Source organism: Vibrio splendidus, from assembly GCF_003345295.1.
Classification (GTDB): domain Bacteria; phylum Pseudomonadota; class Gammaproteobacteria; order Enterobacterales; family Vibrionaceae; genus Vibrio; species Vibrio splendidus_K.
In genome coordinates, this window is sequence record NZ_CP031056.1 from 1266278 (window position 1) to 1279037 (window position 12760).

Here is a 12760-nt window from a genome sequence, read left to right on the forward strand (position 1 = left end):
GTAGTTCAATTAGATAACTCAGTCATGGCAACGTTGACTGGCAGAAGTAAATGGTGGCTTAAGACGCAGTAAAAGGTTTGACACAAAACAGACCTAAACGCGTGGCCATTTACCTCAATAAAAAAGGCGCAAAGTGAAAACTTTGCGCCTTTCTCTATTTCTAGCTGTTTTGCTACTTACCAACTAGCTAACTAGCTGCTGACCTCTTTAGTATCGACCAAACTTTTGATGTTTCTAAAAAATGTTGATACCTGTCAGCGAATATTGAAGGCTAGATTATTTCTTTACACCTTCAACGTGCAGATCCATGTCTACATAGCTTGAAGCGCCCATTACTGGAATGTTGAAGTCAGCAAGCTCTAGACGAGTTGTACCAACGAAACCAGCACGCTCACCGCCCCATGGGTCTTGACCAGCACCAATGAATTCAGCTTCGATAACGATAGGCTTAGTTACGCCATGAAGTTTAAGGTCACCCATTACTTCAAGTTTGCCGTCACCTTTATCAACCACTTTCGTGCTGTTGAATGTAGCATCAGAAAACTTGCTTGCATCGATGAAATCACCGCTACGGATGTGCTTATCACGTTCTGCGTGGTTTGAGTCAAGACTTGTAGTATCAACCGTTACGTTTATTTTAGACGCTTCAACGTTGCTTTCATCAAATGAGAAATCACCTGAGAATGTGTTAAAACGACCTTGGATAAAGCTGTAACCTAGGTGGCTAACTTTAAAGTTAACTGAAGCATGCGCACCTTTTGTATCAATCACGTAATCAGCGGCGTTCGCAGCGAAAGGCATTGCCATAGCAAATGCTAATCCTGTAGCGATAATTGACTTTTTCATTTTGAAGCTCCTATCATTTTTCGTAGCGTATCGTCTTTGTCGATAACGTGGTGTTTTATCGCCGCTAAGGCGTGCACTGATGCCATAATGATCAGTACCCATGCAGCATAGTAGTGAACCGTACCTGCGAGATCAGATTGGTTTGCAAACAGTTCACCCATACTTGGTACAGTGAACCAATTGAAAACCTCGATCCCGCGGCCATCTGATGTCGAAATCAAATAACCTGAAACAAATAAAACTGCTAAGTTGATGTACATAAAGCCGTGAGCGATCTTCGCTGCTGCAACTTCATAGCTTTTACCTTCCACCTTAGGTGACACGGTAACTAGTTTCCAAAGCAAGCGGAGAACAGTAACTGTAGCCAAAAGAATGCCTACCGAACGGTGGTAGTCTGGTGCTGTTTTGTACCACTCGCTGTAGTATGAAAGATCAACCATCCATAGGCCTACACCAAATAAGCCAAATATTGCGAGTGCTGAAATCCAATGCATTGCTCTTGCTAAGGGATTGTAATTTTTAACGTTGTTGTCCATGCATCTGTTCCGAATGTTAACGAGTCGTGTAATTTTGAAAAGCGTACCCTACACTAAGTTTGTGTAACATATTATTTACCAAGCTTTACATTAGTTACATCATTTCAAATTAAACAAGTTATTCAAAATTTTTGAACAAGTTGCTTTATTGACAAATTTCTTTGTCGAACAATCGCTTGCTGTGTCTATATTTCAACGATTTGTTCAATTTCATAGAGCTCATCTGAGATATCCAACATTTTTCGTTCCATGACTTTCTGAGCATCTTCTATCCCCTTGTTGTAATACACCGCACCAAACTTTTTGCTAATGAAGTCGACCAAGAATTCTGTGTCGAACTGACCGAGTTCTACATCAAGTTCATCTTGAAGGTACTTTTGAAGGGCATGGGTAAGCTCAGATTTTTGCTTCGAATCTAATTGAATGGTCATGAATGTTTCCAAATAAAGAGTAAGTAGATCAATTGTGATTAGCTGACTAAGATTAAGCTAGCCACCAGTAACTTTGCTAACTAAGCATAATCCTTCTAACTAATTAGAATTCCTAATAATTTAGAATACAGACAATTGAAGTGCCAGTGCTATCCATAAAATCGCTCGGCAATAGCTAATTTTGATAGAGGGATCAAGAACTCGCACTTTGGCGATAGGTAACGGAACCTCAATTACCGTACTATTGCCCATCAATAAGATAGTAACTGTGTATAAGGGACTTCATTGTTATTAGATCTAGTGATTAAAAGCGTCAATCAATTTCAAGATGATTGCCTAAAGCTATGTGAACGCCACTACCCTACGGTACACAATCAAGGAATCAGTGAGCATCACATCGGCAAAGCCTTTGCCCGACGAATGGAACACACCTTTGTTAGCTTTAACCATGCAAGCAACATCAGCCCACTCGAAATACTCTCTTCTGGTGAAAACCCTCGACACTTCCGAATCTCTTCTGAAATCGGTACCGTTTGGATGATCAGCCATCATATGGTGAGTGCAGGAAAAACCTGTCGTAAAAAGTTGATGCTAGACATTCATAACTGGCAGCAAGAGTATGGATTTGCCATTCAGCCAAATGACGTTTTGATCATTGTCTCCGACCATTGGATAAGCCGAAGTAAAAACAGTAGTGAGTTGTTACATTGGTGGATGGGAGAACTCCCAGACGAGATAACGGAATACAGCCAGCAAGGCATCACCCTAAGAGAGAGTGATTCTCAATTCGCTTCCGATTTAAATAACAATTTCAGAATCAGCCCTTGCTTTATTAAATTCAGCCACCCACTCAAACGGTCAGGAAATCAACAATTGGTTCGTAAATACCTGCAACTTTATGCGGTACTTCAATGGCAGTGATAATACGGGTCAACTTTTTCATTCAATATTGAAAGTAAATTGTTAGACCTTCATCCCAATATTTTATAAAAGACAACTCATTCCTTGTTCATTAATTATTCGAACCTTCTGTTTTAATTATTAATAGTTGTTGTACTTGCCGTCTCGATTTTGAGAGATAGATACCATTTCTATGTAACTCGCTTAGTCTCTCTGTTTTGTAACTTTGACATTCCCCCACAATCTAAGCCTTTAACCCTACTTTTCTCTGGTGTATCAGCATTCTAGCCTTATATTGGCTGGGGTTAATATGAGAGACGTTACTTAGCCATTAAATTCACTGCAACTATCAAATATAGTGAATGATAAGTAAATTTAATAGCTAATGTCATTTATCATGCTGATTTTTCGTTAATTATATTTATTTAAATATTGACCCTGCAAATGAATTTTTATTAATTGACAATTTACTTACACCTGTCAATATTGTGACAGCCATGACGTATATTTTCGTCATTAAATAAACACCTTTATTAGCGACTATGATTTTATCAGACAGAAGTGAATTTATTAGCTGTATATCTGTGGATGCCGATATGCAGTTTATTGCGAAATATCAAGACTTAACACTTAGAAGTGTCTATCAACCTATATTTGACAGTTCAATGACTCAGATAGGCGTTGAGGCTTTGGTTCGTATTTCGAATAGCAAAGGGGATGTTGTTCGTCCTGATCACTTCTTCCATTCCGACGATACCTTGTGCACTGACAAGATCAATGTAGAAAGGCTGAGTCGCGCTATCCATATCCGTAACTTCGCGCAATCGAATATTCGTCATTTACACCTCTTCCTAAACGTTCTTCCAAACGTTGGTGAGCTGTTTGCCGCAGAAAAAGTCAGTGACAGCCTGTTGGCTAAACGCCTGCATGAACTTAACCTTTCATGCGAACAAATCGTCATGGAGCTGGTAGAACTGAATGCAGAAAGTGAAGAACGCTTGAAAGATGCTGCTCACTCTCTCGCAGAGAACGGCTTTCAAATTGCTGTTGATGATTTTGGAACACAAGCGTCAACAGAACAGCGCGTTCGTCATATTAATCCTCATATCATCAAGATAGATCGCTCTGTCATGTTGGATTTTGAACAAGGCGACACAAGCGAGATGGAATTGGTTCTTAGCCTTGCTAATCAAATTGGTGCTAAGACCGTAATCGAAGGTATCGAAACCGAACAACAGCTCGCAGCAATGCAAAGCTTAGGCTTCGATATGTATCAAGGCTATCACTTAGCGATGCCAAAGCCGATTGAGTTAGATCTCCGCCTCGCAATCTAAACTGTCCCCTATTCTCTATTCCCTATTCTACAGGAAGCCGCTTTACCATTGGTTAGCGGCTTTTTAATACCTATCTCTTTCTTAACGCAACGCTCGCTGACGCTATAGTTCCTTAGTCGCCAAATCACACCCATAAAAAAGCCCAGTCAAAATTGACTAGGCTGGCTTAAAAGAATCTGTTTTATATCATTCCCTAATAACCCGCAGTGGACGGTTTGATTCTATATAGAATAGCGAACATCACTGGTACTACTATTAGCGTTAGTACTGTAGCAAAGCCTAAGCCTGCCATGATGGTAATCGCCATCGAGCCGAAAAATGCATCGAATACCAAAGGAATCATACCCAAGATAGTCGTCAATGCTGCCATAGATACAGGTCGTACACGACTAATCGCGCTGTCGACAACCGCTAGGTATGGGTCTTTACCTGTTGAGAGTTCGGTGTTGATCTGGTCAAGCAGGACGATACCGTTTTTCAAAATCATGCCGCTTAGGCTCAGTAGGCCAAGGAACGCCGTGAAGCTGAATGGCATATTGGTACCTAACAGACCAATCGAAACACCAATGATAGAAAGTGGTACCGTAAACCAAATCACAAGTGGCTTACGAAGCGAATTAAACAAAAGCATGGTGATGATAAACATCAATAAGTAACCCATTGGTAGTGAACCAAATAGAGATTCTTGTGCATCTTTCGAACTTTCGTACTCGCCACCCCAGCTAATGTTGTAACCTGCTGGTAGCTCTAATGCTTCTACCTTTGGTTTAACACGAGCAAACAAGCTAGCCGGCGTTTCATCACCCAATACATCATGATCAGCCAGTACGGTTAGCGTACGTTTTCTATCACGACGTTGAATCAGTGGTTCAGACCATTGAAGCTCTACACCATCAATCACTTGTTCAACTGGAATGTAGGTTTGTAACGATGGGCTCCAAATCTTCACATTGTTCAGTGATTCAAAATCAAAACGCTCTGCTTCAGGTAAACGCGCAACAATAGGCAACATATGAGTACCATCACGCAGTAGACCGATGTTGTAACCGCCAAACGCCATCTGTAACGTCTCGGACAGATCCGTCCTTGAAATACCAAGACGACGAGCCTTTGATTCGTTAAACAGTGGCACTAGCTCTTTGGTACGTTCACGCCAGTCGTGACGAACATTTCGAGAGCCAGGGTCCGCTAACAAGATGTCTTCCACTTCAACCGCAATACTGCGCAAGATTTGTGGGTCGGCACCACTAATACGAGCCTCGATTTTTGAAGCTGGTGACGGGCCAAACTCAATCAATTTGAATTGGAACGTAGGTTGTTCAAATTTGTTGGCTAAGTCCTTGTCTAACTCTTCTAGGACTTCGAACATGGTGTCACGGTCAGTGGTTCTTACTTGTAACTGACTGTACGCTTCGTAGCTTTTCTCTGGTTGGTATGTCAGCGCGAAACGTTGCATGCCCTGCCCAACCGTTGTGGTTACAAACTCTACGTCGTCTTGTTGACGAATGTAGCTTTCGACTTTGTCTGTCTGCTTGATCGTTTCACGAACATCAGTGCCTTCCGGCATCCACATGTCTACATAGAACATTGGCGTGTTTGATGGCGGGAAGAACTGCTGTTTCACCATACCAAAGCCGACAACGGAAACCGCTAATAGCGCAACCATGCTGATAACAGTGAGCCATCTAAATCGAAGTGCTACTTTCAGGCACGCACCGAATACAACAAACAGGATACCTTTGTATGGGTCTTCGTTTTCATCGACTTTATCTTCTTCTTTAAGCAGCATTTCAGCAAGGAATGGCGTCAGCGTTAGCGCGGTAACCCAACTCAAGAATAGCGAGAAACACAGAACCCAGAACAATGAACCCATGAACTCGCCCGTTGCATCTTTTGATAATCCGATAGGTGCAAAGGCTGTGATAGCAATAATGGTTGCACCTAATAGTGGCCATTGTGTTTGTGTCACGATGTCTTTCGCTGCTTCAAGCTTGGTTTTGCCTTTCTTCAAGCCAACCAAAATACCTTCAACGACAACAATCGCGTTATCCACCAGCATACCCAGTGCGATGATCAAAGCACCCAGCGAGATACGGTGCAGTTCAACATCGTTGTAGTCCATCAAGATGAACGTACCAAATACAGTCAGTAGCAGTACTAAACCGATAATCAAACCACTGCGTAAGCCCATGGCGAACAGAAGCACGATGATAACAATTGCCACCGCTTCTACTAGACTGATCAAGAAATCAGCAACGGACTTGTCAACTTCTTGCGCTTGGTTGTAGAAGTAATTCAACTCAACACCGGCTGGCTTAATGCTTTCTAAGCGCTCAAGCTCTGCATCGAGTGCCTGACCGATTTCCACTACGTTTACGCCTGAAGAAAATGCGATCCCGAGGTTGATGGCTGGCATACCATTGTAAGTGAGTACATTGCCTGGCTTTTCTTGGATTCCGCGAGTGACCTCAGCGACATCTTTTAAGCGAATTAGGTTACCTGTATCGCGGCCATGAATGATTAAGTTTTCTAGTTCTTCAACCGTACTTAAAGTGCCATTCGGTTTGATCGTTAGGCTTTGACCATTGAGCATTACCTCGCCTGCCGATACCACACTGTTTTGCTGTGATAGCAGTGAAGTAACCATCGACATATCTAGATTCAGCGCGGCTAAACGCTCAAGCGACATCTCAACAAACAATTGCTCTTGTTGGTCGCCTGCGATACTTACTTTGCCTACGCCTTCAACCAGTTCGATTTCGCGTGTGAGATAATCAGCATATTGTTTGAGTTCAACGTAATCGTAGCCATCACCCGTCAGCATGATCATCACGCCAAACACATCACCGAAGTCATCAATGATCTGAACTGAGTTAACACCACTAGGAAGCGTGGGCTGTAGATCGTTGATCTTACGACGCATTTCATCCCAGATTTGTGGTAGCTCGTCTGGACCGTAGTCCATCTTCATGCTCACCATAATTTGAGACATACCATTCGACGACGTTGAGGTTATCTTGTCAATATAAGGGAGCTGTCTTATCTCTTTCTCAAGGGGATAAGTCAGTTCTTCCTCAACTTCCATTGACGTAGCGCCAGGGTAAGTTGAAATAATCATTGCATCTTTAATGGTAAAAGCTGGGTCTTCTAAACGGGATAGATTACCAAAAGACGTCACACCGCCAATGGCCAAAATGACTAGAAACAGCCAGCTGATTACTTTGTTCTTTATTGAATATTCTGCGATGTTCATTCTGCTTTTCCTGACAATTTGATTCCGTCACGGAGTTTTCTTAGATTCGAGTTTACGAGTCGATCACCTTGCTCAACACCATGAGCGATTAATGCGCCTTGGCCACTGATCTTGTCGACTTCTACTTCGCTTTTGAATGCTTGTCCGTCTTCCATTTTCCACACATAAAACTGATTCGCTTCAGAACCCGCTTCTAAAGTTGTCATTGGTAATTGGTAGCCTTGAACATCGCTCAAGCCAGCTTTCGCCATATCCACGTTCACCGTAACGCTGGTGCCCGGCAGGATTTCGCTTTTAGGTTGTTGCATCTGCATCCAAAATTCGTAAGTACGCGATTGCGGGTGCAATTCACTGGTGTGCTCCAAATACGTCAGTGGATATTGGCCAGTGTGACCGCCAAAGGTCGCCTCAGGACGATAGCTATTTGAACGCATGTCTGGACTGATCGATGCCAAGATCGAATCTGATACTTGAATTCGTACATATACCTTGTCGTTCTGGTACACGCTTAATAGTGTTTCACCCGGTGTCGTGTTTTCGAAACGTTGCTTGTCCACGGTAGAAACGGTCCCGGAAAATGGCGCTAAAAGCTCTGTGTAACTTAGCTTGCGCTCTGCAGCCGCCAAATTCGCCGATGCCAGCTTATAGTTAGCCGTTAGTTGGTCTAGCTCTGACTGCGACAACATCTTGCTACCAAACATCTCCGTACCACGGGCTAACTGCTTGCTCGCCAGTTTGAATTGAGAGTTAGCGTCAGTAAGATCTTGGAGATACGTTGCGTTGTCTAAGGTCGCAAGTAACTGCCCTTTTTCGACGTTGTCACCGGCTTCTACCAAGACTTGTTGGATTTCGCCTGCGAGCTTAAATGCCAAGGGGGTCAATTCAGCGGGCATTACCTGACCGTTAAAACTTCTGAATTGATCAGTCAGCGGCGCGCCAACTTCAAAGGTAGAAACTAGCAGAGGGGGTTGTTCACGGTGTACGGCTTCACTGTTACAGGCTTGAAGCAACATAGCCGACCCGACAACAATTGATAATTTGGAAAGGTTCATTAAATACCGCCCTCACGTAACCAAGCTTTTACTTGCTGTCCATCGGATAACACATCCACACCCGCTTCAACGATAAGGTCGCCAGACGACAATCCATCAATAACCTTACCTTGCTCATCAAGAAGGACTTGTACTTTAGAAATCAATTGAGAGTCAGGGTTATAGCGCCATAGCTCACCATGGTCAGCTTCTTTGGTTAACCAAGCTGAATCAACAATGCCAATACCGTAGTCAGATTTATGCTTCTGAACTTCAACTTGTGCTGTCATTCCAGAAAGTAAATTGATGCCTTCCGGCTTTTCGATGGATACAACCGCTTGGTAGCTGTTGGTGTCTTCATCTGGTTGTGTAGAGATTTCTTTAAAGCGAGTCGGGATACGAATACCACGGTGGCTATCCATCACAACCCACATGTTTGAGCTCGTTAGGTCTTGAATAGAACGGTCTTCAAGCTTTGATACTGGAATTGAAAACGTCACGTCCATCTCACTGTGATTCAAAATATTCAGTACAGGCTGCTTTTCTGCGATCAATTGATATTGTTTTCCAAACACCATCGATACCACGCCATCGAATGGAGCAACTAAGGTGGTGTAGCCAAGGTTTGTTTTTGCTTGGTCCAACTCAACGTCAGCGGCAGTAAAGGTGTTCACGGCTTGGTCGTAGTAATCGGTACTGACTAACTTTTTCGCGTACAACTCAGAAGCTTGTTTGTATTGGCTATTCGCAAGATCAAATTTGGCTTGTGCTGCATCAACCGCAATACGGTAATCCGTCGCATCTAATACGGCGAGCACCTGACCTTTCTTCACTTCTTGTCCCATACGAACATCGAAGGTTTCAATGTCGCCTCCTACTTGGAAGGAAAGCGCAGCACGGTCGGTTGCATCTACTTTTGCGATAAAGCTATCAAGCTCGATATCCGTCTGCAAAGGAATCTCAAACAGCTTTACAGGCTTAACAACTTGCACCGTTTCTTCTGACTGAACCTTATTACATCCGGTCAAAGAGCCTGCGAGCAATAGTGCTGCAATCACAGCTCCCATGCGCTTGCTCGATATGACATTGATAGACAAATTGGACTGCATGATGTCTCTCCATTTAATTATTATGATTTATTACACAGGTGGGCAGTATATTCAAAATTCCGTAATCCACAAGCTTTACTTTCCACCTGTGCAGTATTTTTTATTTGAGTAAAAACAGTGTAGAATGTGGTAATCAGGTAAATGTGTGAAATGAAGATGACTGAAAAGAAACAAGGCAGAAGAAGCGCAAAAGACGCTGAAGAGACGAGATTTTTGATCATGGGTGTTGCCGCGGATATGTTCTGTGAGCATGGTTATGATAGCGTTTCGCTTCGTAACATCAGTGAAAAAGCAGGCGTATCGCATAGTCTTATTCGCCACCACTTTGGCAGCAAAGAAAAAATCTGGCATGCGATAAGCGATTGTTTACACGCCTATTTTCAGTCTTATATTGCTAAGATAGTAGAAGAGTTACCAAAAGGCGTCGCACCAAACATTACTATCTATTTATTTAGTATGCGCCTCTTTAGCAACATGATTCACTCACGAAAACCGATGCAACTTATCACTGACTCTGTTCGTCAAAAAGACAACTTGGTCGATTACTTTATCGACAATGTTGGCGATGTCGAAAAAGAAATCAACATGTTAGCTGAACAATATAACGATGCGAATCCAAAGAACTTGATCAACATTTATGAGATTAAATGGCAAATGATCATGTATGCGCACGGAGCGGTATGCCTAACTCCCTTCATGGAAAGCACTTGGAATGAAGGCGATATGGTCACCTCGCCCGAAGATGCCCTACTTAAGCATTGGCAACTATTCAACTCACAAATGGTAAGTAAGTTTAGAATCGAAGACCAATGGGTGCTAAACCCAATTAGCCTAGATGAGCTAATTTATGAAGTGCCCTGTGTATGGAAGTGCAATCAAGAACATCATTAATCCAGTGTTTTTATTTTTCTTGGTCATAAATTTATTTACTTGAAACAAAAATGCGCCGTTACAGAACCAACTGTAACGGCGCATTTTTATATCTACAGATCTTTAAACTGGAGCTTTGTCCAGCTTGTTAGCGACGTGCTTTACCGCGGTTTTGGTGAATCTTAAGCTTCGCTTTCATCTTACGTTTTTCTGATGAACGACTTTTACTGCGACCACCGCGATCAGGGGTTACATCTTTTTCTAGGCTTGGTTCAAAGCCCTCTAACCACTCTTGAGGCAAGCGAGTATCAAGTAAGCGTTCAATGTCACCCAATAGGTACGCTTCATCCTGACTCATCAAAGAAATCGCTAAACCGGTATTACCTGCACGGCCAGTACGTCCGATACGGTGAACGTAATCTTCAGCTTTAAATGGCATGTCATAGTTCACAACTTGTTCTAGCTGCTGGATATCAATACCACGAGCTGCCACGTCGGTTGCAATCAACGCTCTCACCTTGCCTGATTTGAAATCGTCCAGTGCTTTTTGGCGCGCACCTTGGCTCTTATCACCATTGATTGATGCCGCTTTAATGCCGTCTAACTTAAGCTCTTTAACTAGAGCATCAGTGCCCTGCTTAGTTTTCGTGAACACCAACACTTGTTGCCAGTTTTTTGAGCCAATCAAATAGGCCAACAGTTCACTTTTACGCGATTTATCAACCGGATAAACCATCTGGGTAACGGTGTCAGCGGTGCTGTTTTTTGGCGTAACTTGAATTTCGCTTGGTGACTGCATCATTCGATGTGCAAGCGCTTTAATTTTATTGTCGAACGTCGCAGAGAAGAACAGCGTCTGACGTACGTCGTTCATGCGAGAAAGAATGCGTTTGATGTCAGGCATGAAGCCCATATCTAGCATGCGGTCTGCTTCGTCTAATACCAGCACTTCCGTTTGGCTCAACATGATGTTCTTGGTGAACATATGGTCAATAAGACGACCAGGCGTCGCTACAAGAATGTCGGCGCCTCCACGTAAGTTATCGGTTTGAACCTTCATGCTAACGCCGCCGTAAGCCACCACAACTTTAATATCGGTGCCTTTCGCATAACTCGTTACGTTATCAAACACCTGTTGTGCCAATTCACGCGTTGGCACTAACACAAGTGCACGAACGAGCTTAGGGTTCGGAATAACATTGTCTTTAGTCTCGATTAATCTTTGAATAATCGGCAAACCAAACGCCGCGGTTTTACCGGTACCCGTTTGCGCACCAGCCAGTACATCTTTGCCTTCCAGTACCAATGGAATAGCTTGTTCTTGAACACTAGTCGGAGCCGTAAAGTTTAGCTCTGATAGCGTTGTAAGAAGTTGCTCAGACAATCCTAGTTGGTTAAAAGATCGGGTAGATTCAGACATAGTATGATGCTCAAAGATTAAATAGGCGCGGATTGTAGCAAACCTGCATTACGCTGTTTACCTTTCCTTTTGATTTTTCTTCATTTGAAGTGCATTAAACTGCTTCGCTTCTTCTAAAACGTTGGGATACAGCTCATTAAAGTGACACTGCAACGTATCATAGTGACGTTCGAGGTCGTCGTAACAATTTTTGAGCATGCCTAACTTGGGCCTTCTCAACGCCATACGTTGCAATACCACCTCTATGGAAGACATGTCTTGATAGCTTTCCAGCCAACGTTGTTCAGCCATCTTCTGATGAATCGTAATGAAGTTCTCAGGCCAGTGAGGCTCTTGATGTTCAAAGATCTGTTGATGACTATCGAAACAAAAATGCTCTAACGTCTGCTGCGAGAACTGAGTCCAATGATTGGCTAAGCAGTGATCCCAAAATACATCCAGTGCAATAGGTGCAAAGCGACGCGTTTGGTCTAAAAAAAGCGATTTTGCCGATCGGGATACATCGTGGCGGTCTGTGTAACTATCCACGAATCGATGAAGTCTTATTCCGTCTGAAAGCGAGGTTGAATAGTGTTTATTAGGGTCGCCTTTAACGAAGTCACCTAACAGATTACCAGCTAAGTTACTTTTACAGTGTTGAGCGATGTGGAGGTGTGCGAGAAAGTTCATTGAACCTCATTAAAGTATCGAGAACTAAGTAACATGGTAAACGTACTCGTTTATCTTCGCGAACTTTAATGAGGATAGTTTTGTTATGACGTGTGAGCGAATGAGATTTGCTCAGTTTAAGAATTGTCTAATTTGAGAACGTTGAACTACAGAAACCTTTAGTTCAGGTAAAACCTAGTTCGAAGACTTAAAAAGTTCTTCTGCTAATTGTTTAACCGCCTGCTCGTAGTCAGATAAATCAATGCCAATTTCCATGGCATCTAACAACTCAAGACTTTCGTCATTAAAAGATTGGTCACTCATAGTGCCCCCTCTATTCCTTGATGCGGACATGATGTCCGATTAACTAGTGCACCATCTT

At 42.9% G+C, this 12760-nt stretch carries 12 protein-coding genes; 3 read left to right on the top strand and 9 right to left on the bottom strand.

Features of this window, described 5'->3' with window-relative positions; genetic code table 11:
• Nucleotides 1-276 precede the first annotated feature (276 nt).
• From DUN60_RS21315 to DUN60_RS21325, 3 genes are all read right to left on the bottom strand, one after another.
• A complete protein-coding gene (locus tag DUN60_RS21315) occupies nucleotides 277-846 on the bottom strand; it encodes a YceI family protein (RefSeq protein WP_114635371.1) in 570 nt (189 codons plus the stop codon).
• Nucleotides 843-1382, bottom strand: a complete 540-nt coding sequence (locus DUN60_RS21320; RefSeq protein WP_114635372.1) for a cytochrome b — start codon at nucleotides 1380-1382, stop codon at nucleotides 843-845. Before DUN60_RS21320 ends, DUN60_RS21315 begins: the two co-directional genes overlap by 4 nt.
• Nucleotides 1383-1567: 185 nt before the next feature.
• Entirely contained in the window at nucleotides 1568-1813 is a 246-nt protein-coding gene (locus DUN60_RS21325; RefSeq protein ID WP_048660209.1) for a DUF2164 domain-containing protein, read from the bottom strand.
• 285 nt (nucleotides 1814-2098) lie between these two features.
• Between DUN60_RS21325 and DUN60_RS21330 the strand changes: the two genes are divergently transcribed.
• On the top strand, nucleotides 2099-2734 hold the full coding sequence (locus DUN60_RS21330) for a hypothetical protein (protein ID WP_114635373.1): 636 nt from the start codon (nucleotides 2099-2101) through the stop codon (nucleotides 2732-2734).
• 575 nt (nucleotides 2735-3309) lie between these two features.
• Nucleotides 3310-4047, top strand: coding sequence for an EAL domain-containing protein (locus tag DUN60_RS21335; RefSeq protein WP_081279982.1), 738 nt, complete (start codon nucleotides 3310-3312; stop codon nucleotides 4045-4047).
• Between the two features lie 193 nt (nucleotides 4048-4240).
• Here the strand turns inward: DUN60_RS21335 and DUN60_RS21340 are convergent, their stop codons facing one another.
• Genes DUN60_RS21340 through DUN60_RS21350 form a run of 3 tightly spaced genes read right to left on the bottom strand, consistent with a single transcriptional unit; the run spans nucleotide 4241 to nucleotide 9440 of the window.
• Entirely contained in the window at nucleotides 4241-7300 is a 3060-nt protein-coding gene (locus DUN60_RS21340) for an efflux RND transporter permease subunit (protein WP_114635374.1), read from the bottom strand.
• Nucleotides 7297-8352, bottom strand: coding sequence for an efflux RND transporter periplasmic adaptor subunit (locus DUN60_RS21345; RefSeq protein ID WP_114635375.1), 1056 nt, complete (start codon nucleotides 8350-8352; stop codon nucleotides 7297-7299). Before DUN60_RS21345 ends, DUN60_RS21340 begins: the two co-directional genes overlap by 4 nt.
• Nucleotides 8352-9440: an efflux RND transporter periplasmic adaptor subunit gene (locus tag DUN60_RS21350; RefSeq protein WP_114635376.1), complete on the bottom strand. Its 1089-nt coding sequence runs from the start codon at nucleotides 9438-9440 to the stop codon at nucleotides 8352-8354. The genes DUN60_RS21345 and DUN60_RS21350 overlap by 1 nt, the downstream gene beginning before the upstream one ends.
• Before the next feature lie 150 nt (nucleotides 9441-9590).
• On the opposite strand from DUN60_RS21350, the gene DUN60_RS21355 reads away from it, so the two are divergent.
• Nucleotides 9591-10331 (top strand): TetR/AcrR family transcriptional regulator, encoded by a 741-nt coding sequence (locus DUN60_RS21355; protein ID WP_114635377.1) that lies wholly within the window; start codon nucleotides 9591-9593, stop codon nucleotides 10329-10331.
• Between the two features lie 127 nt (nucleotides 10332-10458).
• Here DUN60_RS21355 and DUN60_RS21360 read toward each other — a convergent pair whose 3' ends face one another.
• The 3 genes from DUN60_RS21360 to DUN60_RS24915 form a co-directional block, all read right to left on the bottom strand.
• Nucleotides 10459-11730 carry a DEAD/DEAH box helicase gene (locus tag DUN60_RS21360; protein ID WP_114635378.1) on the bottom strand — a complete coding sequence of 424 codons (1272 nt, stop codon included), beginning with the start codon at nucleotides 11728-11730 and terminating at the stop codon, nucleotides 10459-10461.
• 57 nt (nucleotides 11731-11787) lie between these two features.
• The gene (locus DUN60_RS21365; protein WP_017086305.1) at nucleotides 11788-12399 is read right to left on the bottom strand and encodes an acyl carrier protein phosphodiesterase; all 612 of its coding nucleotides are present in this window, start codon (nucleotides 12397-12399) and stop codon (nucleotides 11788-11790) included.
• 174 nt (nucleotides 12400-12573) lie between these two features.
• On the bottom strand, nucleotides 12574-12702 hold the full coding sequence (locus DUN60_RS24915; RefSeq protein ID WP_004730901.1) for a hypothetical protein: 129 nt from the start codon (nucleotides 12700-12702) through the stop codon (nucleotides 12574-12576).
• Between the last annotated feature and the right edge of the window lie 58 nt (nucleotides 12703-12760).

What these genes read in the sequence shown, in the direction of transcription:
- DUN60_RS21315 (WP_114635371.1), bottom strand. Translation starts at nt 846, where the DNA reads ATGAAAAAGTCAATTATCGCTACAGGATTAGCATTTGCTATGGCAATG.
- DUN60_RS21320 (WP_114635372.1), bottom strand. Translation starts at nt 1,382, where the DNA reads ATGGACAACAACGTTAAAAATTACAATCCCTTAGCAAGAGCAATGCAT.
- DUN60_RS21325 (WP_048660209.1), bottom strand. Translation starts at nt 1,813, where the DNA reads ATGACCATTCAATTAGATTCGAAGCAAAAATCTGAGCTTACCCATGCC.
- DUN60_RS21335 (WP_081279982.1), top strand. Translation starts at nt 3,310, where the DNA reads ATGCAGTTTATTGCGAAATATCAAGACTTAACACTTAGAAGTGTCTAT.
- DUN60_RS21340 (WP_114635374.1), bottom strand. Translation starts at nt 7,300, where the DNA reads ATGAACATCGCAGAATATTCAATAAAGAACAAAGTAATCAGCTGGCTG.
- DUN60_RS21345 (WP_114635375.1), bottom strand. Translation starts at nt 8,352, where the DNA reads ATGAACCTTTCCAAATTATCAATTGTTGTCGGGTCGGCTATGTTGCTT.
- DUN60_RS21350 (WP_114635376.1), bottom strand. Translation starts at nt 9,440, where the DNA reads ATGCAGTCCAATTTGTCTATCAATGTCATATCGAGCAAGCGCATGGGA.
- DUN60_RS21355 (WP_114635377.1), top strand. Translation starts at nt 9,591, where the DNA reads ATGAAGATGACTGAAAAGAAACAAGGCAGAAGAAGCGCAAAAGACGCT.
- DUN60_RS21360 (WP_114635378.1), bottom strand. Translation starts at nt 11,730, where the DNA reads ATGTCTGAATCTACCCGATCTTTTAACCAACTAGGATTGTCTGAGCAA.
- DUN60_RS21365 (WP_017086305.1), bottom strand. Translation starts at nt 12,399, where the DNA reads ATGAACTTTCTCGCACACCTCCACATCGCTCAACACTGTAAAAGTAAC.
- DUN60_RS24915 (WP_004730901.1), bottom strand. Translation starts at nt 12,702, where the DNA reads ATGAGTGACCAATCTTTTAATGACGAAAGTCTTGAGTTGTTAGATGCC.